We start from the raw sequence: 26361 nt of genomic DNA on the forward strand, positions 1-26361 counted from the left end.
GGGGTGGCTCGCGGGCCCCGATCGGGGACGGGGGCCACGTATCCTGGGTGCGTTGTCGACGAGGAAAGCGGTCAGCCATGCGCGTGTACGTCCCCCTGACTCTGTCCGGCCTTGCCGAGGCTCACGGGGTGGGCGAGATCGGGCCCGGCCCGCTCACGGCCTACGCGGTCACCCCTTCCCTGCGCGAGTGGTACGTGTCCGACGACCTCGAGGAGCTGGAGTACGCGGCGCTCAGCCGTGCCGCCTCCGCCTCGCTGCGGCTGATCGCGGGCCGGCCCGACGAGGCCCGGCGGCGGGTCGTGGTCGCCGTCGACGTACCGGACGGGGAGGCGGTGGCCGATCCGGGCCAGGCGCTGGACGCCTCGTCGGTCGGCGAGGTGCGGATCCCGCGGGCCGTGGCGCTGGCGAAGGCGGCCGCGGTGCATGTGGACGCCGACGACGCGGAGAAGGACGTCGCCGCCGCGGCGGCGGCACTGGGCGCGGCCGATCTCGGGGACGACGACGCGCAGTTCACCGTGGACGGTGCCGAGGACCACGAACTGCTCTGGTTCGGGCTCCAGGAGATCCCCGGCCTCATCGGCTGACACCGCCCCCCGTCCCCGCACCCCCGGCCCCGGCGTCCCGTGACCCGGGGCGGTGGCGTTGTCGTATGCGGCGGGTACCGTCTTGGTATGGCGAACCGGGGGAAGCACCGCACCCATCTGGTCTGGGACTGGAACGGCACACTGCTCGACGACATCGACGCCGTCGTCGGGGCGACGAACGCCGCCTTCGCGGAGGCCGGGCTGGCGCCGATCACCCTGGAGCGTTACCGCGAGACGTACTGCGTGCCGATACCCCGGTTCTACGAACGGCTGCTCGGGCGGCTGCCCAGTGACGCCGAGTGGGAGCGGATGGACGGGATCTTCCACCGGCACTACACCGAGCGGCGGGCCGCCTGCGGGCTGACCGAGGGGGTCGAGGATCTGCTCGGCCGGTGGCTCCGGGCGGGCCACAGCCAGTCCCTGCTCAGCATGTACGGGCACGACCAGCTGGTCCCGACGGTGCGGGAGTACGGCATCGAGCCCCACTTCGTGCGGGTCGACGGGCGCACCGGGCCTTCGGGCGGCAGCAAGGCGCAGCACATGGAGCGGCACTTCGCGAAGCTGGGGGACGTGGACCCCGGGCGGTCGGTGGTGATCGGCGACGCGGTGGACGACGCGGTGGCCGCCGCCCACGTGGGGGCGCGTGCCGTGCTGTACACGGGTGGTTCGCACAGCCGCAGCAGTCTGGAGGCGGTGGGGGTCCCTGTCGTGGACACCCTGGCGGAGGCCGTTGCGGTGGCCGAGTCCATAGGCGGCTGACAGGCCGGGGCGGTGCCGGAGCCCCAGGGACTCCGGACGAAGCCGGGGCGGTGCCGGAGCTCTTGGAACTCCTGACGGGAAGGGGCGCCCGGGACCGGCCCTTCCGCCCGGAGCTCTCAGGCCAGGAGCCGGTCCAGATGGTGGTCCAGCACCCTGAGCGCCTCGTCGGGAGAGCGCTGCCCGAGGGCGACGTCGACGCCCAGACTGGTGGCGAGGTTCCAGCAGATGTCGGCGTCGGTCCGGTCGTCGTCCAGCGCCGGGACGCCCCGCCCCTGCCGGGCCGCGGTGATGAGTGCCGCGGTGAAGTCCAGGAGTTCGCCGCTGCCCGGGGCCAGCACGGTGGCCATGGCCGGGTCCGATATCGCCTTGCCCACCACGGCGACCGAGAGCTGCAGCAGTCGCAGGCTCTCCGGATCACGGGCGAGCATCGCGCGCAGGCACTCCCGCAGTGTCGTCTCCGCGCTCGACGGGCCGGCCGTCCCGACGGATTCCTCGATCCGTGCGTTCAGTGCCCGGACGGCACGGTCGATCGCGTCCCGGACCAGGGACTCCCGGGTGGCGTAGTAGTGCTGCACCTGGCCCATGGACACCCCGGCCTCCACCGCGACCTTGCGCAGCGTCACGCCCTCCAGCCCGTCGCGGAGCGTCAGCGTCCAGACGGCCTCGGCCAGGCGGCGGCGGCGCGCCTCGTGGTCGACGATCTTCGGCATGTGTCCTCCCCGGCGAACCAATGCGTTTGCATTGCGTCGCTCCCGACAGTCTATTACAATGCAAGTGCATTGTTAAAAGTCCGAGGGGGAGCCATGAAGTTCGTCGTTCTGCTGATCGCCGGAGTGGCCCTGGTGGTCTTCAGCGGCCAGGCCGCGATCCGGCTGCTCGCCGACCACGGCAACGGCGGGGTGCTCGACGGCGTGCCGTTCCCGGCCGCACTGTGCGCCTACATCGCCGCCCTGATCGCCGGAGCGCTTCTCGCCGGCTGGGCGCAGGGCCGCGCCAGGGCCCTGGGGCGCCCCGGGTGACACCCGGCGGGACGCGCCGCGGCCGGGCCCCGCGGGCCCCGGGCGCGGGAGCCGTCCGGCGGGGCGACGGCCGGCCGGGTCGCGGGTGTGCCGCGTGGAGTGGTGGAACCGCCCGGCGCGATGTCCGAAGTGTCAAAGTCCGGGGTCTTCTTTTGTACATATGCGGCTCATGACGGTTGTGGGTGCGGGAGAGATAGCCTGGTGCCGTGATCAGCGCGATACGCCTCGGGGGCAGTGCAGCCCCCGGCCTGCGCCCGGAGTGCCACGGCACCCGGGCGGTCCGCGCTTCCCATCTCCCGGACCGCCTGCCGAAAATGGCGCATACGGCCCCGGACATCTCCCCAGGCGGCATAGCGTCGACCCAGACCGGAAACCCCGTGTCGAGGCGGTACGTCGTCTTTTACACCTACGTCACGCAACGGCGCGCGACAGGAGCCAGAGGACATGCAGACCAAGCTGGACGAAGCCAAGGCCGAGCTGCTCGCACGGGCGGCCCGGGTAGCTGACAACAGTCCGGGCGGTGGTGTCGGCGGCCCGGACGGCGCCCCCCGGGTGCGCCTGACCGAGGCGGGCACCGGGGCCGAGCAGGGCGAGCTCTCGGGCACGGCCCAGTTGCTGGCCTACCTCCAGCGCTACTACCTGCACACCGCGCCCGAGGACGTCGTCGACCGGGACCCGGTCGACGTCTTCGGGGCCGCTTCGTCCCACTACCGCCTCGCCGGGGACCGGCCGCAGGGAACCGCAAACGTCCGGGTGCACACCCCGACCATCGAGGAGAACGGCTGGACGTGCAGCCACTCCGTCGTCGAGGTCGTCACGGACGACATGCCGTTCCTGGTCGACTCGGTCACCAATGTGCTGTCCCGGCAGGGCCGCGGCATCCACCTGGTCATCCACCCGCAGATCGTGGTGCGCCGCGATGTCGCCGGGAAGCTCATCGAGGTCCTGGCCGACGACCGGCCGCGCGGTGACGTCGGACAGGGCGGCAAGGGCCGCAAGGACGCCCGGACCGAACTGCCGCACGACGCGGTCGTGGAGTCGTGGATCCACGTCGAGATCGACCGGGAGACCGACCGCGCCGACCTGAAGCAGATCACCACCGATCTGCTCGGCGTCCTGTCCGACGTACGGGAGACCGTCGAGGACTGGGAGAAGATGCGCGACGCCGCCCTGCGGATCGCGGACGACCTGCCCTCCGAGCCGCTCGACGACCTCGGTGACGTGGAGGTCGAGGAGGCCCGCGAGCTGCTGCGCTGGCTGGCCGCCGACCACTTCACCTTCCTCGGGTACCGCGAGTACGAGCTCCGTGCGGACGACGCCCTGACGGCGGTCGCCGGGACCGGTCTCGGCATCCTGCGCTCCGATCCCAAGCACCACGAGGACGAGGCGCACCCCGTCAGCCCGTCCTTCGACCGGCTGCCGGCCGACGCCCGTGCCAAGGCGCGCGAGCACAGGCTGCTGGTCCTGACCAAGGCGAACAGCCGGGCCACCGTGCACCGGAACAGCTACCTCGACTACGTCGGCGTGAAGAAGTTCGACGCCGACGGCAACGTCATCGGCGAGCGGCGGTTCCTCGGCCTGTTCTCGTCCGCCGCGTACACCGAGTCGGTGCGCCGGGTGCCCGTCGTCCGCCAGAAGGTCGCCGAGGTGCTGGAGGGTGCGGGCTTCACGCCCAACAGCCACGACGGCCGCGACCTGCTCCAGATCCTGGAGACCTACCCGCGCGACGAGCTGTTCCAGACGCCCGTCGACCAGCTGCGGTCCATCGTCACGTCCGTGCTGTACCTCCAGGAACGCCGCCGGCTGCGGCTGTACCTGCGCCAGGACGAGTACGGGCGCTACTACTCCGCCCTCGTCTACCTGCCCCGCGACCGCTACACCACCGCGGTCCGGCTCCGGCTGATCGACATCCTCAAGGAGGAACTCGGCGGCACCAGCGTCGACTTCACCGCGTGGAACACCGAGTCGATCCTCTCCCGGCTGCACTTCGTCGTCCGGGTGCCGCAGGGCACCGAACTGCCGCACCTCACGGACGCCGACGCGGACCGCATCGAGGCCCGGCTGGTGGAGGCCGCCAGGTCCTGGGCCGACGGTTTCCAGGAGGCGCTGAACGCCGAGTGCGGCGAGGAGCGCGCGGCCGAACTCCTGCGCCGTTACGCGCACTCCTTCCCGGAGGGCTACAAGGCCGACCACTCGCCGCGTGCGGCCGTGGCCGACCTGGTGCACCTGGAGGCGCTCAAGAGGGACCGCAGGGACTTCTCGCTCAGCCTCTACGAGCCGGTCGGCGCCGGTGCGGGCGAGCGCCGCTTCAAGATCTACCGGACGGGCGAGCAGGTCTCCCTCTCCGCCGTCCTGCCCGCGCTCCAGCGCCTCGGCGTCGAGGTCGTCGACGAGCGCCCGTACGAACTGCGCTGCGCCGACCGTACGCACGCCTGGATCTACGACTTCGGTCTGCGTATGCCGAGGACGACGGAGACCGCCGGCCATCTCGCCGAGGACGCCCGGGAGCGTTTCCAGGAGGCCTTCGCGGCCGTCTGGACCGGTGAGGCGGAGAACGACGGCTTCAACGCCCTGGTGCTGGGCGCCGGACTGGACTGGCGGCAGGCCATGGTGCTGCGCGCCTACGCGAAGTACCTGCGGCAGGCGGGTTCGACGTTCAGCCAGGACTACATGGAGGACACCCTCCGCAACAATGTCCACACCACCCGGCTGCTGGTCTCGCTCTTCGAGGCCCGGATGTCCCCGAGCCGCCAGAAGGCGGGCACCGAGCTGACCGACGGGCTCCTGGAGGAGCTCGACGGGGCGCTGGACCAGGTCGCCTCGCTGGATGAGGACCGGATCCTGCGCTCCTTCCTGACGGTCATCAAGGCGACGCTGCGGACCAACTTCTTCCAGCTGTCCGACGAGCACGAGCCGCACGGCTACATCTCGATGAAGTTCGACCCGCAGGCCATCCCGGACCTCCCGGCGCCGCGCCCGGCGTTCGAGATCTGGGTGTACTCGCCCCGGGTCGAGGGCGTCCATCTGCGCTTCGGCAAGGTCGCCCGGGGCGGTCTGCGCTGGTCGGACCGGCGGGAGGACTTCCGTACGGAGATCCTCGGGCTGGTCAAGGCGCAGATGGTCAAGAACACGGTGATCGTGCCGGTCGGCGCCAAGGGCGGGTTCGTCGCCAAGCAGCTGCCCGACCCGGCCGTCGACCGGGACGCCTGGCTGGCGGAGGGCATCGCCTGCTACAAGACGTTCATCTCGGCCCTCCTGGACATCACCGACAACATGGTGATGGGCGAGGTCGTGCCGCCGGCCGACGTCGTCCGGCACGACGAGGACGACACCTATCTCGTCGTCGCCGCCGACAAGGGGACCGCGAAGTTCTCCGACATCGCCAACGACGTCGCCGTCTCCTACGGCTTCTGGCTGGGCGACGCCTTCGCCTCCGGCGGTTCCGCCGGGTACGACCACAAGGGCATGGGCATCACCGCCCGGGGCGCCTGGGAGTCCGTGAAGCGGCACTTCCGCGAGCTCGGCCACGACACGCAGAGCGAGGACTTCACGGTCGTCGGCGTCGGGGACATGTCCGGTGACGTGTTCGGGAACGGCATGCTGCTCTCCGAGCACATCCGCCTGGTCGCCGCCTTCGACCACCGGCACATCTTCATCGACCCGTCCCCGGACGCCGCCGTCTCCTACGCGGAACGGCGCCGGCTCTTCGACCTGCCCCGCAGTTCCTGGGCGGACTACGACAAGGACCTGCTCTCGCCGGGCGGCGGTGTCCACCCGCGCAGCGCCAAGTCGATCCCGCTCAACGCGCACATCCGCAAGGCGCTCGGCATCGACGCCGAGGTCGCCAAGATGACGCCCGCCGAGCTGATGCAGAACATCCTCAAGGCGCGCGTGGACCTGCTGTGGAACGGCGGCATCGGCACCTACATCAAGTCGTCCGCCGAGTCGAACGCCGATGTCGGCGACAAGGGCAACGACGCGATCCGGGTCGACGGGGCGGACCTGCGGGCCCGGGTGGTGGGCGAGGGCGGCAACCTCGGCGCCACCCAGCTGGGCCGGATCGAGTTCGCCCGTAACGGCGGACGGATCAACACCGACGCGATCGACAACAGCGCCGGTGTGGACACCTCCGACCACGAGGTGAACATCAAGATCCTGCTCAACGGCCTGGTCCGTGACGGCGACATGACGGTCAAGCAGCGCAACAAGGTGCTCGCCGAGATGACCGACGAGGTGGGCCGCCTGGTCCTGCGCAACAACTACGCGCAGAACGTGGCGCTCGCCAACGCCTGCGCCGAGGCGCCCTCGCTCCTCCACGCCCACCAGCGGTTCATGCGCCGGCTGGGCCGGGACGGCCATCTGGACCGGGCACTGGAGTTCCTGCCGAACGACCGGCAGATCCGGGAGCTGCTGAACCACGGCAAGGGCCTCAGCCAGCCGGAGCTGGCCGTGCTGATGGCCTACACCAAGATCACGGCGGCCGAGGAACTGATCACCACCAGCCTGCCGGACGACCCGCACCTGCAGAAGCTGCTGCGCGCGTACTTCCCGCAGCTGCTCGGCGAGCGCTTCCCCGAGTCGGTCGCCGGGCACGCGCTGCGCCGCGAGATCATCACCACGGTGCTGGTCAACGACACGGTGAACACCGGCGGCACGACCTTCCTGCACCGGCTGCGGGAGGAGACCGGGGCGTCGCTGGAGGAGATCGTGCGGGCCCAGTTCGCCGCCCGGGAGATCTTCGGCCTCTCCGCGGTGTGGGACGCCGTGGAGGCGCTCGACAACCTGGTGGCCGCCGATGTGCTGACCAGGATCCGGCTGCACTCGCGCCGGCTGGTGGAGCGCGGTGCCCGCTGGCTGCTCGGCAACCGGCCCCAGCCGGTGGAGATCGCGGAGACCGTCGACTTCTTCCGGACCGGGGTGGAGCAGGTCTGGGACCGGCTGCCGGAGATGCTCAAGGGCGCCGACCTGGAGTGGTACGGGTCGATCCTCCAGGAGCTGACCGCCGCGGGCGTCCCCGATGAGCTCGCGGCGAGGGTGGCCGGGTTCTCCTCGGCCTTCCCGACGCTGGACGTGGTGGCGATCGCCGACCGCTCGGGCACGGAGCCGCTGGCCGTCGCCGAGGTGTACTACGACCTCGCCGACCGGCTGGGGATCACCCAGCTGATGGACCGGATCATCGAGCTGCCCCGGGCCGACCGCTGGCAGTCGATGGCGCGGGCCTCGATCCGCGAGGACCTCTACGCGACGCACGCGGCCCTGACGTCGGACGTGCTGTCCGTCGGCGGCCCCACCTCCACCCCGGCGGAGCGGTTCGAGGCGTGGAAGGAGAAGAACGCGGCGATCCTGGCGCGTTCCCGGTCCACCCTGGACGAGATCGGCGGCTCGGAGTCCTTCGACCTGGCGAACCTGTCGGTGGCGATGCGGACGATGCGGACCCTGCTGCGTACGCACGCGTAGCCGCGGGCCGGCAGGCGGGACGGCGGTCGTGCGGGGTGTTCACACCCCCCGCACGACCGCCGTCGTCACTTCTTCTTCGGCTTCTTCGCCGGGCCGCCGGTGAACTCCTCGTAGGCGGCGACGACCTCCTTGGCCGGGCCGTCCATCCGCAGGGTGCCCGCCTCCAGCCAGATCGCCCGGTCGCAGGTCTCGGTGATCGACCGGTTGCTGTGGCTCACCAGGAAGACCGTGCCGGCCTGCTCGCGGAGTTCCATGATCCGTTCCTTGCTGCGCAGCTGGAACTTCTTGTCGCCGGTGGACAGCGCCTCGTCGATCAGCAGGACGTCGTGGCTCTTGGCGGCGGCGATGGAGAAGCGCAGCCGCGCCCCCATGCCGGAGGAGTAGGTGCGCATCGGCAGGGTGATGAAGTCGCCCTTCTCGTTGATGCCGGAGAAGTCGACGATGCCCTGGTAGCGCTCCCGGATCTGCGCCCGGGTCATTCCCATGGCGAGCCCGCCCAGGACGACGTTGCGTTCACCGGTGAGGTCGCTCATCAGGGCGGCGTTGACACCGAGGAGCGAGGGCTGGCCCTGGGTGTAGACCCGGCCCCGGCTCGGCGGCAGCAGGCCCGCGACGGCCTTCAGCAGGGTCGACTTGCCTGACCCGTTGGAGCCGATCAGACCGATGGCCTCACCCTTGTACGCGGCGAAGCTGACGCCCTTCACGGCGTGCACCTTGCGGGCCCCCCGCGGCTGTCCGCGCGACACGATCCGGTTGAGGGCCGAGGTGGCGCTGCCCCTCCCGGTGCGGGCGCCGTTGACGGTGTAGGTGATGTGCACGTCGTCCACGACGACGGTGGGGACCCTGGTGTCGGGGGTGTCAGCCACGTCCGTAACGCTCCTCGGCCTTCCAGAAGTACACGAAACCGCCGATCCCGCAGACCAGCGCCCAGCCCGCCGCGACGGCCCACACGTGCGGGGGCATCTGGTCGCGGGTGAAGCTGTCGATGAGGGCGTAGCGCATCAGGTCGATGTAGACCGCGGCCGGGTTGAACTCCAGGGCCGTCATCACGAACGACGGGACCCGGTCCTCGGTGACCAGCTTGTCCAGGCTCCACATGACGCCCGAGGCGTACATCCAGGTCCGCAGGATGAAGGGTGTCAGCTGGGCGATGTCCGGGGTCTTCGCGGCGATACGCGCCATGACCATGGAGACGCCGGTGTTGAACAGGGCCTGGAGGGCGAGCGCGGGGACCGCCAGCAGCCAGGACGGCCGCGGGTACTGGCCGAACACCAGGAGGATGAGGAAGAGCGCGCCGAGCGAGAACAGCAGCTGCTGGAGCTGCTGGACGGCCAGCGCGATGGGCAGCGAGGCGCGCGGGAAGTGCAGGGCCCGCACCAGCCCCGTGTTGCCGCTGATGGCCCGGGTGCCGGCCGTGATCGAGCTGGCGGTGAAGGTCCAGATGAAGACGCCGGTGACGAGGAAGGGCACGTAGTCCGGGACTCCGTGCTTGGTGTTCATCAGGACACCGAAGATGAAGTAGTAGACCGTCGCGTTGAGCAGGGGCGTCATGATCTGCCAGATCTGGCCCAGCTTCGCCTGGCTGTACTGCGCGGTGAGCTTGGCCGTGGCGAACGCGGTGATGAAGTGCCTGCGCCCCCACAGCTGCCGGACGTACTCCCCGAGCGAGGGGCGGGCCCCGCTGACGGCCAGCCCGTGCCGGGCGGCCAGCGCGGCCAGCTCGCCCGGGGCGTACGAGGGGAGGAAGGGGGAGGACGCGGGGTCCTCCGGGGCCGGAGCCGGCGGGGCTGCTGTCTGGCTCACCACGATCGCTTTCGACGGGGGCGGGGGAGGGGCGGTGGGGAACGGTCCTCTTCGGTCCTCTCCGGTCCTCTTCGGACGGGTCGGACGGGACGGGACCGTATCGTCGTCACGCTGAGGGTAGGACGTGTGTGCGTCGCAACGCAACCGTTTCGTCCTTACGGCCTATCATCGGGAACATGACCAGCGAACGACGAACGGGCCGCCGGGCCCCGGCGGGTGCCGCGGTGCTGCGCGAGGACGTGACCGACGCGATCCGCGCGGCGGTCTTCGACGAGCTGGCCGCGGTGGGCTTCGCACGGATGTCGATCGAGGGCATCGCCCGGAGGGCCGGGGTCGGCAAGACGGCCGTCTACCGCCGCTGGAAGTCCAAGCTGCACCTCGTCCTGGACCTGGTCGCGGCCGTCGCCGTCCAGGGCATGCCGGCCCCGGCGACGGGATCGCTGTACGGGGACGTACGGGCGGTGCTGGAGCTCGCCGCCTACGCCCTGCGGCATCCGGTGGCCTCACAGGTCATCCCCGACCTGCTGGTCGAGGCGGCACGCAGCCCGGAGATCGCCGAAGCGATCAAGGCGGCTCTGCTGGACCAGCAGCAGGGGGTCGCCGCCGTCGTCGTGCGGGCGGCGGTGGAGCGCGGTGAACTGCCCGAGGGCAGCGATCCGGACCGGGCGCTGGATCTGATCGTCGGGCCGCTGTACTGGCGCCTGGCCGTGGTCCGGAGCGGGCTGCCGAAGGGGTACCTGGACGACCTGGCGGCCTCGGCGGTCCGGGCGCTCAAGAGCTGACCCGGGCACCCGGCGGCGAAGAGCACCGGCCCCGGCCCGTACGCACCGTTCCGTAGGCCCTCCTGACCCGTACGCCCCGGTCCGTGCACCCCCGGCCCCGAGGGCCCGTACGCACCGTTCCGTAGGCCCTGCCCCGTATGACCCGGCCCCGTGGTCCTCCCGCGCTCCCGCCCCCGCGGGGGCCCGTACGCCCCGGCCCCGGGCCGGGGCCTCACGCCCCGGTGTCAGGGCCGGTGGCGCCGGTCCGTGTCCGGGTCCGTGCCAGGGGCCGGGGTGCCGGGGAGGTGCCGTCCTCCCGCAGCAGCCGGTCCACGACCCGGGCCGCCGCCCCGCCGTCGTCGAGGTCGCAGAAGTCCCGCCGGAAGCTGTCGTAGGCGTCGGAGTGCAGGGCGGCCGACTCCCCGATGCGGTCCAGGGCGAGGGCGACCTCCTCGGTGGTCACCAGCAGCGGGCCCGGCGCACGGGCCTCGAAGTCCAGGCAGAAGCCCCGCACGGTGTCCCGGTAGTGCTCCAGGTCGTGGGTGTGGAAGAGCATCGGGCGGCCCGTGAGCGCGAAGTCGAACACCAGCCCGGCGTAGTCGGTGACCAGCACATCGGCGATCAGCAGCAGTTCCGTGGTGTCCGGATGCCCCGAGACGTCCCGCACGGCCGCGCCCTTTGGCACGCTTCCCGTCACGCGCGGGTGCCGCCGCACCAGCAGGGCGGTACGCGGACCGAGCGAACGGGCCAGCGCGTCCAGGTCGAGCGCGGACTCGAACCGGTGGAGCGGGGACGCCCCCTCGGGCAGGGCGCCGGGCTGGAGGGCGAGCTGGTCGCGGTACGTCGGCGCGTACAGCACCACCCGGTGGCCGTCCGGGACGCCGAGCCGCCGCCGTACCCGCTCCGCGGTCTCCTCACGGTCCGGGGCGAACAGCAGGTCGTCGGCCGGCGAACCGGCTTCCAGCACCTCGCCGTCGTAGGCCAGCGCACGGCGCAGCCACGGGGTGGCGAAGGTACTGGGGGAAACCAGGACCGACCACTGCGCCGAGCGGTGGGCCAGGGTCGCGAGGTGCTGGTGGTCGGCGTACAGGGTGCCGGTGAGGTCCAGGCCGAACCGGCCGAGCGGGGAGCCGTGCCAGGTCTGTACGACCGTCTGCCCCGGGCGGCGCTCGAACCACCCGGGCAGCGGTCCCGCGGCGACGATGCGGCGGGACCGTGCCAGGGCCTCGTACCAGGCGGCACTGCCCGCGACGACGGGCACCGCGGCCGGTGGCACCCGGGCCGCGTCCGCGAGGGAGCCGTCGGTGACCCAGAGGTGGGTGGCACCGGTGGCGCGGCGGACGAGCTCGGCGTGCACCGCGCGCGGTGACCCGTCACCGGTGAACAGGACCGTGTCCCGCAGCGGGAGCCGGCGCTGCGCCGGGTGGTGGACGGTACGCAGCCGGGCCTGGCGGTAGGCGCCCCGCTCCTCGTCGTCGAGCGGTCCGTCGGCGTGTACGGCCAGCCGGTCGCCGAACCGCCGGCCGATCCGGAAGGGAAGGGAGGGAGCGGAGGGAAGGGAGGGAGCGGGGGGCAGGGAGGGCACGGAGGGATCAGAGGGGCTGGAGATACCGGAGGGGGCAGTGAAGCCGGAGGGGGCGGAGGGGGCGGAGGGACCAGGGAGGCCGGTGGCGCCCGGGGCGTCCAGGGGGAGGCGGGGGGCGAGCGCGGTGAGGACGCGCACCGGGCGGCCGTCCGCGGACAGCTCCCAGTCACCGGGGCGGGGCGGGGCGGTGATGACCGCCGCGAAACGGCCCGGGGGCAGTGGTTCGACCGGGACGGTGACGCTCTCGTCCAGAGTGGTGTGCCGCAGTACGAAGGGGTCGGCACCCTGCCCGGGGAGGGTGCCGGTGATGCGCAGCCCGCCACCGGGGGCGGGCTCGGCATGGTCCACGACCGGCCCGCCGGCCACCTCGACCACCAGGCGCCCCTCCGGGTCCGCGCACACCGGGTGCGGCAGGTCCGGGGCGGCCGCCAGGGGCAGGACACGGTCGCCCTCGGCCAGCAGTGCCGCCCGCCACGGGCCTCGCGGCCGGTCCGCCGGTGACACGGGCATGGGCGTGGGCGCGGGCGCGGCGAGTTCGGCGAGAGGGACACGGACCGTGAGGAGGTCTCCGTCCTCGCCGCCGGGACCCTGTGCCCGTCCCACGGGAACGGTGCGGTCGGGGCAGCCGTCGCGGGTCAGCAGCAGGGCCGTCGGCCGGAAGGCGTCCGGACGGAGCCGGACCGTCAGCGTCAGCGTGTCCTGCCCGCCGTCGTGCGCCACGGCCAGTGCCGGCGGCCGGGTGACCGTCAGTTCGAGCCGGCCGTCCCGGTGGCCGAGCACCGCGCGCAACCCGCCGGCCAGGTCGTGGACCAGGGGCTGCGCGGCCGCGGCCTCCACCGCGCGCAGGGCCGCCCGCCGTACGGTGCCGTGGCCGGCCACCACCATGCCCACCAGCCAGCTGCCCGGTCCCAGCCGCGCCGGGTCGAGGACCAGCTCGAAACCGGCGTGGTCGTAGCAGTGGCGTTCCTGCCCGGAGTCGGCGGTGGCCCGGACCGACCGGACCGTCCGCACGGCCACCGGCCGCATCCGCCTGCCCCCCGTCTCACGTACCAGCGCCGCCTTCAGCGAATGGCGGGCCGCGGTGGCCGGGAGGTTGCGGATGTACGCGTACCCGCGCAGCGTGAACCGCCCGTCCGGGCCGACGGAGGTGTCCACCACCCGGGCCACCGCGGGGAGGTCCCCCCGGCCCAGCCGCACCCCGGCGGAGTCCGGTACGAGACCCGGGTGCACCGCACGGCGGCGGCCCGGCGGCCCGGCGACGGTGAACGTCCCCGTGCCGTTGGCCCGTTCGAACTCCAGGACGGCCAGCAGGTCGTCCAGTTTGCGCTCGTGCACCAGTTGCCACCGGATACGCGCCTCGGCGGGCAGCGCCTCCAGGGCGCCTCGTCCCGCACGGTCCAGGAAACGGTCCAGGAAGGCGCCCGCGTCCGCCATGAACGCCTCCCGGTAGGCGGGGGAGCCCATCGGCAGCCCTTCCAGGAAGTACACGAAGTCGTCGCGCAGGCAGGAGACGTCGTACAGCAGCCGCTGGCCGGCGTCCCGGTCCGCGAGGAACGCGCTGATCCGTTCGCAGGCCGCGATGCGGTCCCGTACGCCCCGGACGTCCGTACGGCGGCGGGTGATCGAGCCCTCCCGGACCCGCCAGCCGTAGACATGGGCGCGCAGGACGTCCACCGAACCGGCGAGATAGTGCGCCGGGATCATCACGGGGGCGTCCTCGTAGAGCTTGCCGACCGGGAAGGCGAACGCGTGCCGGTCCCAGAAGGAACGCCGGAACACCTTGTTCCAGGCGACCCGGTCGGCCAGCAGCCGGGGGTCGCGGCTGATGTGGGTGCGGAGCCGGTCGGCGGTCAGCCACCGGTACTGCCAGGCCTGCCGCGGGCCGTCCCGCCCGGTCAGCCGCCACACGTTGCCCGTGGCCAGGTCGGAGCCGGTGGACTCCAGGGAGCCCACCAGCCGCGCGTACGCGTCGTGGACGACGACGTCGTCGCTGTCCGCGAACGCCAGGTAGGGCACACCGGGAGTGGTGTGGGCGACCCCGGTGTTACGGGCCGCGCTCAGGCCCGCGTTGGGCTGGTGGACACAGCGGAACCGGCCGTCCCGGGCGGCGAACGCCTCGGCGAGCGACCGGCTGCCGTCGGTCGAACCGTCGTCGACGACGACGACCTCCAGGGCCTTCAGCGACTGGGCGGCCAGGGAGCCGAGGCACTCCTCCAGATACTCCTCGACGTTGTACACCGGGACGACGACGCTGAGGAGTGGTTTCATGCACAGCTCAACCCGGCCCGCCGCCACGGGTCACCTGAGCTGACCCGAACGGGTGAATGGGCCCGGGGAGCGGCGCTCCGCCGCACTACGCTCGGCTGCCATGCTCCTCAGCGTCGTCATGCCCGTCCACCGCGTCCAGGGACACCTCCGGGCCGCTCTGGAGTCGGTGACCGCACAGCCGGAACCGGAGCCGTTGCCGGGCGGCGGGGCCGGGCCGGTGGACTGGGAGCTGATCGCCGTCGTGCCGGAACCCGCTCCCGCCGGGGACGAAGGACCGCGCATCGCCCGGGAGTTCGCGGACCGGGAGCCCCGGGTGCGTCTGCTGCGCACGGACCCCGCGGGTCACCCCGGTACGCATGTGGCCGCCGCCCGTAACGCCGGTGCGGCCGAGGCCCGCGGTGACTACCTGCTCTTCCTGGACGGCGACGACCTGCTGCTGCCGGGCGCCCTGGCCGCGTTCGCCGGACGGCTGGCCGGACCCGAGGCACCGGCCGGACCGGACCGGACAGGCGGACCGGACCGGCCGGGCGGGCCCCGGCCCGACGTGGTGCGGATCGGGCGGGAGGACGTCGACTGGCGGGGCACCGTCCGGCCCGCCGGCACCGCCCTCCCCGCGGCCCGTGACCAGCTCGTCCGCCGCGCCTTCTGGGCCGCGCACGGGCTCCGCTTCACCGAGGACGGACCGTACGACGACGTCGTGCCCGTGCACCGCGCGGTGCTCCTGGCGTCCGGCGCGGGGACCCTCGCCGGGATCGACCGGGTCTGCGTGCGCCACCGGCTGCGCCGTGCCGGTACGCCCGCCGCCCGGCCCGGCCGCGCGCACTTCGCGGTGATCGGCGCCTACACGCGGCTGGCGGAGGAGACCGGCGGCGACCCGCGTGTCCGGGAGCTGCGCACCGCGCACCTGGAGGCGGTGCTGGCCGACCCCGGCCGGATCGCCCCCGGGGACCGCCGGGCCTTCTTCCGGGCCGCCGCGCTGCCCGGACCGTACCTCGTGCACCGGGTCCGCCGGTGGGCGGGCGCCGGGCGCACGCGGGCACGCACGGCGCTGCGCGCCGGCAGGAAGGCGCTGCGCGCCCGCGTGATGCGGCTCGTCTACCGCGCCGACCTGCTCCGGCCGCTCGATCCCCGCCTGGCGGTCTACGGGGCGTACTGGAACCGCGGTGTCGCCTGCAACCCGGCCGCCGTCTACGCCAAGGCCCGCGAACTCGTCCCGCACATCCGGGGCGTCTGGGTCGTCTCCTCCCGCCACCTGGACGCGATGCCGCCCGGTGTGCCGTACGTCATCGAGGGGTCCCGCGCCTACTGGCGGGCCATGGCGCGCGCCACCTACCTCGTCAACAACTCCAGTTTCCCGGGCGGTTTCACCAAACGCCCCGGCCAGACCTACCTCCAGACCCACCACGGCACCCCGCTGAAGACCATGGGCCTGGACCAGCTGCCGTACCCCGCCCTCACCGGCGGAGTCAGCTTCGAACGGGTACTGGCCCACGCCGACCAGTGGGACCTCAGCCTGTCCGCCAACCCGCACACCACCGAGACCTGGGACCGGGTCTATCCGGCCGCCTACACCCACCTGCCGCTCGGATACCCGCGCAACGACGTCTACTTCACGGCGGGCCCCGAACGCACCGGCAAGATCAGGGCGGAGCTCGGCATCCCCCCGGACCGCACGGTCCTGCTGTACGCGCCGACGCACCGCGACTACCGCGAGGGCTTCCTGCCCCTGCTCGACCCCGGTCGCCTCAGCCGTGAACTGGGCGAGGAGTACGTCCTGCTGGTGCGGGCCCACTACTTCTACGGGCGCCCGGCCGGCCGGCCGGGGACGGGGCAAGGAGCCGGGGAGGGGGTCGTCGACGTCACCGGGCACCCCTCGGTCGAGGAACTCTGCCTGGCGTCCGACGCGCTGGTCACCGACTACTCGTCCCTGATGTTCGACTACGCCTGCCTGGACCGCCCGATCATCACCTACGCACCGGACTGGCCCGCCTACCGCGCCGCCCGCGGCACCTACATCGACCTGTTCTCCGGCCGTCCGGGAGACACCCCGGGAGCCGTCGCCACCACCCAGGACGAACTGCGGGACCTGCTGCTGACCGGGGCCTGGCGCTCACCGGAGGCGGCCGCGCTGCGCGCCGCCTTCCGCGCCCGGTTCTGCCCGTACGACGACGGGCGCGCGGCGGAACGGGTGGTGCGGCGGCTCTTCGCGGGGGCCCTGGGGGAGGACGGCGGCGCCTGAGCCGGGGTGTCACCCGTACGGGGCGCGCCCTCGGCGTCCCGCGGTCGTTGTGCCCGGCAGCGCGCACACGGCAACGTTGGGAGAGGGACATGCACCGGTCCGCCTACGAGCAGATGGAGCTCTGCGTCCAGGAGTACCTGCCGACGAACCGCAGGTACCGCGTGGTCGATCTGGGCTCACGCGTCTCCGGGAAGCAGACCCGCACGCACCGGGGGCTGCTGGCCGGCCACGACATCGACTACGTCGGGGTCGATGTGCTCGACGGGCCCAACGTCGACGCGGTGATGACACGTCCGTACCGCATCCCGGTGAAGTCGGGCAGCGCCGATGTGGTGCTGTCCGGGCAGGCTTTCGAGCACATCCCGTTCTTCTGGGTGTCGATGCTGGAGATCGCCCGGGTCCTGAAGCCGGGCGGCCACGCCTTCATCACCGCCCCCTCGCGCGGGCACGTCCACGACGCGCAGGACTGCTGGCGCTACTACCCCGACGGGTTCCGTGCGCTGGCCGCCCACGCGCGGCTCGAACTCCGCGAGGTGTACACGGACTTCCCGCCCACGAAGGGCATCTGGCACGACTACGCCTCCATCGACGCCGAGGCCGCCTACTGGGGTGACACCGTGGGCGTCTTCCGCCACCCGGGACCGCACCGGCGGCCGGTGACCCGTCTGAAGAACCGCCTGGTCGACACGGCGGTGCGGGAGACGGCCGTCTGGTGGGCCAACCGGGCCGGCGGGGTGGACCGGGTGCCGCTGCCCCGCCCGCTCGACGCGAGGGCGCGGTGCGGGAAGCCGGTCACATCAACCAGGGGTTGACGAAAGGTGACATGAGCCGCGAAACGCGCGTACTGTCCCGCCCCATGGCTTGGCGCAACGCCGTCAACGGCGTCCTTCAGCAACTCACCGGATACCAGCTCAGGCGCGTACCCGTGCCGGCGCCCCGCGTCGCCCAGGAACCGTCAGCCACTCCTGGGGCCGCACCGGCCGCATCAACCGCATCAGCCGCACCGGAGGCATCAGTTGCGCCGGCCTCACCGGGCACCCCGGCCGTGCCGGCCGCGAAGAAGGCCCCGCAGCTGCCCGCGGACTACGACGACGAGGCGAAGGAGATCATCCGTGCGGTCAAGCCGTACACGATGACCTCCCCGGAGCGGCTCAACGCCTTCGTCCTCGCGACCCGGCACATCGTCCGGCACGGCATCCCGGGCGCGATCGTCGAGTGCGGGGTCTGGCGCGGCGGTTCGATGCAGGCATGCGCCAGGACGCTGCTGTCGCTCGGCGAGACGGACCGCGACCTCTACCTCTTCGACACGTACGAGGGCATGACGCCGCCCACCGAGGAGGACCTGCGGCGGGACGGCAGGTCCGCCCGGGAACTGCTGGACGCCCAGGGCAAGGACCGGCCGATCTGGGCGGTCGCCTCCCTGGAGGACGTGCGGGCCGGGTTCGAGCAGGTGCCGTATCCGAAGGAGCGTCTGCACTATGTGCGGGGCAGGGTCGAGGACACCGTCCCCGGTGAGGCACCCGAGCAGATCTCCGTCCTCCGGCTGGACACCGACTGGTACGCCTCGACCCGGCACGAGCTGGAGCACCTCTATCCGCGCCTGGTCAGCGGCGGTGTCCTGCTGATCGACGACTACGGCTACTGGCAGGGATCGCGCCAGGCGGTGGACGAGTTCATGGAGAAGACCGGTGAGCGGCTGCTGCTGCTGCGCATGGACGAGGGGCGGATCGCGGTCAAGCCCTGAACCCGTTCCGTACGACCGTTCGTCGCGAGCCCCGTTGCCTTCCCGGCACGGGGCTCGTTCGTCAGACAGCAAGCAGTTGACCGATGTCGTCCGCCCGGAAGGATCGTGCGCAGCGCATGGCACCCCGTCTCACCGTCGTCGTCCCGTTCTACAACGTCGAGGAGTACCTCGGAGCCTGCCTGGACTCGCTGGCCGGGCAGACGGCGGCCGATCTCGAAGTCGTCATGGTCGACGACGGTTCGACGGACAGCAGTGCCAAGACGGCACTGGAGTACGCCCGGCGGGATCCGCGGTTCCGGCTGATCCGGCAGGACAACGCCGGGCTCGGAGCCGCCCGCAACGCCGGGGCCGCCCAGGCGCATCCGGAGGGGGAGTTCCTCGCGTTCGCCGACAGCGACGACGTCGTCCCTCCGGGCGCGTACGCCCGGATGCTCGGCGAACTGGACGCCAGTGGTTCGGACTTCGCCACCGGGAACGTCCTCAGGATCCGGGCCGGCGGGGTGCTGGAGCAGTCCCCGATGTTCCGCAGGCCGATGGAGCGGGCGCGCCGCGCCACCCATGTGACCCGCGACTGGATCCTGCTGGGCGACCGCATCGCGTGCAACAAGGTGTTCCGCCGGTCGTTCTGGGACCGGCACGCCTTCGCCTTCCCCACCGGTGTCCTGTACGAGGACATCGCCGTGGTCCTGCCCGCCCACTTCCTGGCCCGGGGCGTCGACGTGGTGGAGGAGCCCGTCTACCACTGGCGGGACCGCGACGGCTCGATCACCACCCGGCGGGCGGTGCCCAGGGGCATCCGGGACCGGGTCACGGCGGTCTCCGCCGTCAGCCGCTTCCTGGCCGACCGGGGCATGACGGAGGCCAGGACGCGCTACCAGGAGCATGTGCTCTCCGGGGACCTGTGGCTGTTCATCGAGGCGCTCCGGGACGGGGACGCCGCTTTCCACGAGGCGTTCCTCACCCACGCCAACGCCTTCGCCGAGACCGTCGCCCCCGAGGTGTTCGCCGGTCTGCCCCTGCACCTGCGGGTGAAGTGGCAGCTCATCCGGGAGCGCAGGACGGCGGAACTCCTCGCCCTGCTCACCCACGAGGCCACCGACCGCGACACCTTCCACGTGCGGGGGCTGCTGCGGCCCCGGGCGCACTTCCCGGGGGTCGAAGGCCCGCTGCCGCGCGGGACGGTGGCCCTGTCCGCCACGGACCTGCCGGTGCACGCGCACCTCACCGGGGCGGTCTGGCGGGACGGGCTGCTGCACCTGAGCGGATTCGCGTACGTCCGCAACGCCCCCGGCGGGCCCGTCGCGGCGGGCTGGCTGCGCTCGGGCAGGCGGCTGCTCCCGCTCCGGATGCGTACGGCGGTGACGGACGAGGCGGCCGCGCTGTCGGGCCGGACGCTGCACCGGTACGAGCGGTCCGGCTTCGAGACCGTCGTGGACCCGCGCCGGATCGCCGGGCGGGTGTCCGCCCGGAGGGCCAGGACCGTCTGGAAGCTGGAGGCCGTCGTGTTCGGCGGGGGACGGCCGCGCCGGGGCCCGATGCGGCTGCTCGGCCATCCGGCCGCACCGGCCGTCCGGTACGTCGACGCACGCACCCGGGTCGTCCCGCTGCTCTCCGGCAACAAGCTGGAGCTGCGTGCGGAACGGGTGGACGCGGTGCTCGCCGGACACCGGGCGACGGAGTCGGGGGACGGTGTCCGGATCGCCGTACGGGTCCTCGCCACGGGAACGCCGACGGCGCTGCGGATCCAGGAGTGGCGGACGAAGGAGGCCCTGGAGTTCCCGCTGGTGGCCGACGACGGGACGCGGCCGCAACGGGCCGGCGGCGACGGGCCCGGTGGTGAGGGGTCCGGTGGTGACGGTCCGCCCGCCGCCCGTACGGACGGCCGCACGTTCGTCGCGGAGGTGCCGCTGGACGTGTTCGGGGGGGTGGACGGCGACTGGGGAGTGCAACTGGTCGGCGCGGGCCACCGCATGACCGTCGCGGCCCGCCCGGAGACCGACGCGGGCCGGTACCGGCTGGCCGGTGGCCGTGAGGTCTACGCGGCGGCCAACCCGTCGGGCGACCTGGTCCTGACCGACCGGTCCGTCCGGCCCGTGGTCACCGGTGCGAGGTGGGCGCCGGACGGCACCCTCCTGCTGGAGGGCTCCTGCCCCGGGAGCGAATCCGGAAGCGAATCCGGAAGCGAATCCGAAAGCGGGTCCGGAGGCGAACCCGGGGGCGGGCCGGTGCCGGGCCGCGCCGAACTCGTCCTGCGCCACAGCGGCCACCAGGAGGAGAACGTCTTCCCGGTGGAACCGTGGAGTGGGGGTGGGAGCGGGAGGGCCGGGGGTTTCCGCGCCTCGGTGACGCCCGCCGCCGTCCGCTCCGCCGGCGGGGTCCATCCGCTCGCCGAGGGACGCTGGTACCCCTTCCTCCGGGAGCCCGGGGAGACGGACCCGGAGCGCTACCTCCCGCTGCACGTGGTGCACCAGCTGCACGCCGGTCTGCCCTCGCACCACGAGGCGGGCGGGCGCCGGTTCACCCTGGGGCGCCGTTTCCACGACCGGCTCGTCGTGGAGTCCGGCAGCGTCCTGCCGCTGCGTGAGCGCGGTCCGTACGGGCAGCGCAGGCTGCGTGAGGGGTATGCCGGGGCCCGGGGCGCCGGGCTGCGTGACGCGGTGCTGTACTCCAGCTTCGACGGGCGGCAGTACTCGGACTCGCCCCGGGCGGTCCACGAGGAGCTGTCCCGCCGGGCCGTCGGGGCCGAGCACCTCTGGGTCGTACGCGACCAGCAGGCCACCGTGCCCGCCGGGGCCCGCGCGGTCGCTCTGCACAGCGCCGAGTGGTACGACGCGATGGCCCGCAGCCGCTGGGTCGTCACCAACACCCAGCTGCCCGAATGGTTCGAACGGGCCGAGGGCCAGTTCGTCGTACAGACCTGGCACGGCACCCCGCTCAAACGTATCGGCCGGGACCTGGCCGGCACCCCGTACGCGGACGCGGCCTACATGGCGTCCATGCCCCGGCGGGCCGCCCAGTGGAGCGTCCTCGTCTCCCCGAACACCTTCTCCACCCCCGTCCTGCGCCGCGCCTTCGGGTACGACGGCGAGGTCCTGGAGTGCGGTTACCCGCGCAACGACCTGCTGTACGCCCCGGACCGGGCGAAGGTCGCCGCCGCCGTCCGGCGGTCGCTGGAGATCCCGGACGGCCGCCGGGTCGTCCTGTACGCGCCGACCTGGCGCGAGGACCGGCAGAAGCGCGGCGGCCGTTACGGCCTCGACCTCCAGCTGGACCTCGGCCGGGCGCGGCGGGCCCTGGGCGAGGACCATGTGCTGCTGGTGCGCCGCCACTACCTGGTCGGCGGCAGCGTCCCGGAGGACGCCTTCGTCCGTGACGTATCGCGCTACCCGGACGTCGCGGAACTCCTGCTGATCAGCGATGTGCTGGTCACCGACTACTCGTCCCTGATGTTCGACTTCGCCGGGACCGGCCGGCCGATGCTCTTCCACACCTACGACCTGGAGCACTACCGCGACACCCTGCGCGGTTTCTGCTTCGACTTCGAGGACCGCGCCCCCGGGCCGCTGATCCCGGACTCCGCGGGGGTGATCGAGGCGCTGCGCCACCCGGCGGCCGTGACCGCGGCCCACCGGGAGGCGTACGAGCGGTTCCGGGAGTCGTTCTGCGATCTCGACCGGGGGACGGCCGCGGCCGGGGTCGTGGACCTGATGCTGAAGGGGGCGCGGGCGTGAGCGGCCTCGACTTCAGCTGTGTGATCACGGCGGCGCCGGGCGGCGGAACGGCGCTGCGCGCCTCCGTCGAGTCCGTGCTGGAGCAGTCCCTGCGTGCTGCCGAGGCCCTGGTCGTGCTGCCCGGCGGCGGTGACCCGGCCGTCCGCGCGGTGGCCGAATCGCTCGCCGGACGCTTCCCGGACCGGGTGCGGCTGTCGGACGCCGGTGTTCCGGGGGACGCGGTGGCCGCGCTCCGCAACACCGGTCTGGCGGCGGCCCGCGGCACCTACGTCCTGGTCCTCGGCGAGGGGGAGCGGTTGCAGTCCCACGCCTGCCGCAACCTGCTGGAGGCCGCCGCCCGCAGCGGTGCCGACCTCGTCGCGGGGCGTTGGAGCACATGTACCCCGGACGGGGACAAGGAGTGGGAGCCCTCCTGGCAGAAGGCGTTGTTCCCCCGCTCGCGGGTCGTCACCGGGTTCGCGGACGCCCCCGAACTGGCCGTGCGGGACGCGCTGGTGACCGGTTTCTGTGTGCGCCGTGACGTGCTGGAGCGGCACGGTCTGCGCTACGACGAGGACCTCACCCACAGCGAGGCCGTCTTCGGGGTGCTCGTGGCGTCGGCGGCGGAGAGGATCGCCCTGGTACGCCGGCGGATCGTCTCGGGCCGTGCCGTACCCGATCGCGGTCCCGGGCTCGCCGGGCTCGTCGAGGCGCACCGCCGGGTGTGCCACGTCCTCGACGCGCAGGGGCTGGACCAGCTGCGGGAGGCACGGGAGAGCGCCTTCCTGCTCGACCATCTCGTCGCCCTGGTACGGACGTTCCCGCTGCTCCCGGCGGCCGAGCGGACCAGGGTCGCCGCCACGGCCGCCCGGGTGCTGCCCGGGGCCGTGTCCGGGCCCGCCCTGCTCGGGCTCCCGCCCGTCGAGCGGGTGGGCGTACGGCTGCTGGAGCGGGGCGACGCGGACGGGGTGCTGGAGGGGGCGTACGCGCTGCGCAGGAGGGGCACGGTGGCGGCGCCGCTCGTCACGGGCGCGGACGGGCGGGTGTACTGGCGGCCGGCGCGGGGGCCCGCGGAACGGGACGCCCCGGGTGCCGCCGAACCGGTCCCGGGCGCGATCGGCCCCGCCCTGGACACAACCGGCCCCGCCCCGGACACAGCCGGCCCCGCCCCGGACGCGATCGCCCCGGCCCCGGACGCGATCGCCCCGGCCCCGGACGTCCTCGACCCGGCCCTGGACGTCACCGCGCTGGGCCACCGGTACCGCACCTTCGGTGAACTCAGGCTGATGAACCGGCTGACCCGCTACGAGACCGGTGCCGACGGGGTCCTGCTGGAGGGCCGGCTGGTCCTGCCGGACCACACCGGCCCCGGCCCGTCGGTGACGGCCCGGCTGGAGTTCCGGGTCCGGGACGGCGCGCGTACCGTGCGCTTCCCGGTGGACGTACTGCGCCGGGACACCGCCGGCATCAGCTGGCGCGCCCGCGTCGACCTGACGGGCGCGATGCGTCCGGTGGGGGTCCGCGACACCGTCTGGGACGCCCGGATGACCGTCGAGGACGGCGAGGTCCGCTCGGTCAGCGACCTGTTCGCGGCGCGTGACCTGGTGGGCCCGGCGGACCGCTCGCCGGCCCGGCCCCGGCTCGGCCGGGCCGCCGGTGACACCTGGCAGCCCTATGTCACGCTCAAGGACCATCTGGCACTCCGGCTGGAGGCCCGGGGGCGTCTGGCCCGCGCGGCCCGGCGGCTGGTCCACTACGCCGCCCACTTCCGCCCGGCGCGCCGCGCGAAGGCGCTGCTGCGGGCGGTGCGCGCGCGCCGCGACCGGCTGTTCGCCCGGGGGTTCAAGGTCTCCGTCTACCACGCGTGGTTCCTGCGGCTGCCCGTCCGCCGGGGCTCCGTGGTCTTCGAGAGCCACATGGGCACCTGCTACGGCGACAGCCCGCGCGCGGTCCACGAGGAGGTGCGCCGCCGTCGCCTGCCGCTGCGCTGCGTCTGGTCGTACGACGGTTCGCCGGAGGGTTTCCCCAAGGGGGAGAAGCTGGTGGCCCGCTGGTCCTGGCGGTACCTGTGGGCACTCGCGCGGGCCGAGTACTGGGTCGACAACCAGGGTTTCCCGCAGCAGCTGGCCAAGCCGTCCGGGACCACCTATCTGCAGACCTGGCACGGGTCGGCGTACAAGCGGATGGGTTTCGACGAGACGCGGGTGCGCATGCAGAACGCCCCGCAGCGCGAACGGCTGCTGCGGGCGGTCGGCCGGTTCGACCACTTCCTGGTCCGTTCCGAGCACGATGTGCGCACCCTGGCGCGTGCCTACCGGCTGTCCGACGAGGTGGTGCTGCGGACCGGTTATCCGCGTAACGACGCCCTGCTCGCGGCCCGGGCGCGGGACGAGGCGGAGGGCCGGCTGCCCCGGGGGGCGCTCGCCGGGCGGCTCGGTCCGGACGACCACCGGCAGGTGGTGCTGTACGCGCCGACGTTCCGGGGCGGTCCCGGCAGGAACAAGCGGCGGCGGCTGCCGCTGGACGCCGCCCGTTTCGCGGAGCGCTTCGGCGACCGGTACGTCCTGCTGGTGCGCGCGCACTACCTGGAGGCGGCGAGTCTGCCGGTGTGCCCGCCGGGGACGGTGGTGGACGTGTCGGACCACCACGATGTCAGCGGACTCCTCGCGCTGGCCGACGTGCTGGTCACCGACTACTCGTCGATCATGTTCGACTACGCGCTCCTGGACCGCCCGGTCGTCCTGTTCGCCCCCGATCTGGAGGAGTACGCCGCCGAGCGGGGCAGTTACTTCGACCTCAGGGAGAAGGCGCCCGGACCGGTCGTCGCGACGGAGGACGAACTCTTCGAGGTGTTCGACCGGTTGAAGGACACGGACACCGCCTTCCAGGACCGGCGTGCCGCCTTCGCCCGGGAGTTCGGCCGGTACGACCGGGGGGACGCCGCGCGGGCCGTCGTGGACACCGTGTTCGCCCGGCATCTGCCCCCCGTCGTCCCCGGCCCGGCTCCGGCACCGTCCGCGTCGTCCGTACCGTCCGCTTCGTCCGCGTTGTCCGTACCATCCGTACCGTCCGGGGAGGACCGCTGATGAGCAGCACCGGCCGTGACATCTTCATCGTCGCCAACAGCACGGACGAACTCGGGGGAGTGACGGGCTGGATGCACCGGACGGCCCAGCTGTTCCAGCAGCAGGGCCACCGGGTGCACACCGTCGGTGTCCACGCGGCCGAGCTGAAGATGGCCCTGCCCGACCCGCCGGGTTATCCGGTCACCGCCCTGTATCCGGCGCACCCGCCGACCCCCTGGACGCCCCGGGGCGTACGCGACCGCTTCCGGGTCCCGGCCCGGCGGCGGGAGGCGGCCAGGGCGGCGGCCAAGCGGGAGGCCGTCGAGCGGCTCTCCGGGATCTTCCGGTCGGCCCGGCCCGGCGGGGTGGTGATCGTCAGCCAGGTCTGGGCGATGGAGTGGGTCGGCGAGGCGGACACCCGGGGCCTGCGGGTGATCGGGATGAGCCACGAGTCGTACGCCTACTCGCGGGCGAGCCACCGCTACCGCTGGATCAGGAACCACTACGCGGCGCTCGACCGCTGGCTCGTCCTCACCGAGGAGGACGCCGACACCTGGGCCGGGGACGGGATGGACAACGTCGGTTTCATGCCCAACGCGCTGGCCCGGCTGCCCGCGGTGCCCTCCCCGCGTACCGGGAAGTCGGTCGCGAGTATCGGGCGGCTCACCGACCAGAAGGGCATCGACATGCTCCTGGACACCTGGGCCCTGGTCGCCCCCGAACGGCCCGGCTGGACGCTGGACGTGTACGGGGCGGGCGAGGACGAGGCCGCTCTGCGGGCGCGGTGCACCGCTCTGGGGCTGGACGGTTCGGTGCGGTGGCGGGGCCGTACGGACGATGTGCCGGGGGCGCTCGCCGGCTCCTCCGTCTTCGTCCAGTCCTCACGCGGTGAGGGTTTCCCGCTGGCGCTCATGGAGGCGATGGCGAGCGGGCTGCCGTGTGCGGCCTTCGACTGCGCCCCCGGGGTGCGGGAGATCGTGCGGGACGGCGAGGACGGGCTGCTCGCCCCCGCCGGTGACGTCGGTGCCCTCGCCGACCGTCTGCTGCGGCTCACCGGGGACCCGCGGATGCGGGACGCGATGGGGGACCGGGCGCGGGCGGGGGTCCAGCGTTTCTCCGAGGCGGAGATCGTCCGCCGCTGGGAGGAGCTGTTCGCCTTCCTGGAGCGGTGAGGCCCCGGGCACGGCCGGGCCGCTGAGCGCGGCGAAGCCCCCGGGCGCGCTCAGGCCCCCGGGGCGTGGACAGCCCCCCGGGCGCGGACAGACCTCCCCGGTACGGCCAGGCCGCCGGGGCACGGGCAGACCCCCCGGTACGACCAGGCCCCTGGGGCACGGGCAGACCTCCCCGGACGGGCAGGCCGCCGGGCG

15 protein-coding genes are annotated in these 26361 nt (G+C 73.2%); 11 read left to right on the plus strand and 4 right to left on the minus strand.

The genetic code is table 11. The features are described 5' to 3' along the window. Window positions 1-77: 77 nt before the first annotated feature. Window positions 78-584 carry a DUF6912 family protein gene (locus CP967_RS21195; RefSeq protein WP_150489479.1) on the plus strand — a complete coding sequence of 169 codons (507 nt, stop codon included), beginning with the start codon at window positions 78-80 and terminating at the stop codon, window positions 582-584. An 87-nt stretch (window positions 585-671) separates the two neighbouring features. Continuing rightward, complete coding sequence (locus CP967_RS21200; protein WP_150489480.1) at window positions 672-1343, plus strand: HAD family hydrolase; 672 nt, start codon at window positions 672-674, stop codon at window positions 1341-1343. 116 nt (window positions 1344-1459) lie between these two features. On the opposite strand, the gene CP967_RS21205 is transcribed toward CP967_RS21200, so the two are convergent. Then, a complete protein-coding gene (locus tag CP967_RS21205) occupies window positions 1460-2053 on the minus strand; it encodes a TetR/AcrR family transcriptional regulator (RefSeq protein WP_150489481.1) in 594 nt (197 codons plus the stop codon). Window positions 2054-2146: 93 nt separating this feature from the next. Here CP967_RS21205 and CP967_RS21210 point away from each other — a divergent pair, with 93 nt between their 5' ends. Beyond that, the gene (locus CP967_RS21210) at window positions 2147-2362 is read left to right on the plus strand and encodes a hypothetical protein (RefSeq protein ID WP_150489482.1); all 216 of its coding nucleotides are present in this window, start codon (window positions 2147-2149) and stop codon (window positions 2360-2362) included. A gap of 444 nt (window positions 2363-2806) precedes the next feature. Beyond that, complete coding sequence (locus CP967_RS21215; RefSeq protein WP_150489483.1) at window positions 2807-7819, plus strand: NAD-glutamate dehydrogenase; 5013 nt, start codon at window positions 2807-2809, stop codon at window positions 7817-7819. 65 nt (window positions 7820-7884) lie between these two features. On the opposite strand, the gene CP967_RS21220 is transcribed toward CP967_RS21215, so the two are convergent. Next, entirely contained in the window at window positions 7885-8685 is an 801-nt protein-coding gene (locus CP967_RS21220; protein WP_150489484.1) for an ABC transporter ATP-binding protein, read from the minus strand. Further along, on the minus strand, window positions 8678-9625 hold the full coding sequence (locus CP967_RS21225) for an ABC transporter permease (RefSeq protein WP_150489485.1): 948 nt from the start codon (window positions 9623-9625) through the stop codon (window positions 8678-8680). The genes CP967_RS21220 and CP967_RS21225 overlap by 8 nt, the downstream gene beginning before the upstream one ends. 173 nt (window positions 9626-9798) lie before the next feature. Here CP967_RS21225 and CP967_RS21230 point away from each other — a divergent pair, with 173 nt between their 5' ends. Continuing rightward, a complete protein-coding gene (locus CP967_RS21230; RefSeq protein WP_150489486.1) occupies window positions 9799-10404 on the plus strand; it encodes a TetR/AcrR family transcriptional regulator in 606 nt (201 codons plus the stop codon). A 211-nt stretch (window positions 10405-10615) separates the two neighbouring features. On the opposite strand, the gene CP967_RS21235 is transcribed toward CP967_RS21230, so the two are convergent. Next, window positions 10616-14236 (minus strand): CDP-glycerol glycerophosphotransferase family protein, encoded by a 3621-nt coding sequence (locus CP967_RS21235; protein WP_150489487.1) that lies wholly within the window; start codon window positions 14234-14236, stop codon window positions 10616-10618. Between the two features lie 100 nt (window positions 14237-14336). On the opposite strand from CP967_RS21235, the gene CP967_RS21240 reads away from it, so the two are divergent. From CP967_RS21240 to CP967_RS21265, 6 genes are all read left to right on the plus strand, one after another. Beyond that, window positions 14337-16475 carry a CDP-glycerol glycerophosphotransferase family protein gene (locus CP967_RS21240; protein ID WP_150489488.1) on the plus strand — a complete coding sequence of 713 codons (2139 nt, stop codon included), beginning with the start codon at window positions 14337-14339 and terminating at the stop codon, window positions 16473-16475. An 89-nt stretch (window positions 16476-16564) separates the two neighbouring features. Continuing rightward, complete coding sequence (locus CP967_RS21245) at window positions 16565-17287, plus strand: methyltransferase domain-containing protein (protein WP_150489489.1); 723 nt, start codon at window positions 16565-16567, stop codon at window positions 17285-17287. 11 nt (window positions 17288-17298) lie between these two features. Further along, window positions 17299-18219 carry a TylF/MycF/NovP-related O-methyltransferase gene (locus CP967_RS21250; protein ID WP_190175077.1) on the plus strand — a complete coding sequence of 307 codons (921 nt, stop codon included), beginning with the start codon at window positions 17299-17301 and terminating at the stop codon, window positions 18217-18219. A 116-nt stretch (window positions 18220-18335) separates the two neighbouring features. Further along, window positions 18336-21950 (plus strand): bifunctional glycosyltransferase/CDP-glycerol:glycerophosphate glycerophosphotransferase, encoded by a 3615-nt coding sequence (locus CP967_RS21255; RefSeq protein ID WP_150489491.1) that lies wholly within the window; start codon window positions 18336-18338, stop codon window positions 21948-21950. Continuing rightward, window positions 21947-25015: a bifunctional glycosyltransferase/CDP-glycerol:glycerophosphate glycerophosphotransferase gene (locus CP967_RS21260; RefSeq protein ID WP_150489492.1), complete on the plus strand. Its 3069-nt coding sequence runs from the start codon at window positions 21947-21949 to the stop codon at window positions 25013-25015. The genes CP967_RS21255 and CP967_RS21260 overlap by 4 nt, the downstream gene beginning before the upstream one ends. Beyond that, complete coding sequence (locus tag CP967_RS21265; RefSeq protein WP_150489493.1) at window positions 25015-26166, plus strand: glycosyltransferase; 1152 nt, start codon at window positions 25015-25017, stop codon at window positions 26164-26166. The genes CP967_RS21260 and CP967_RS21265 overlap by 1 nt, the downstream gene beginning before the upstream one ends. The last annotated feature ends 195 nt before the right edge of the window (window positions 26167-26361 follow it).

It is taken from the genome of Streptomyces nitrosporeus (assembly GCF_008704555.1).
Lineage (GTDB): Bacteria > Actinomycetota > Actinomycetes > Streptomycetales > Streptomycetaceae > Streptomyces > Streptomyces nitrosporeus.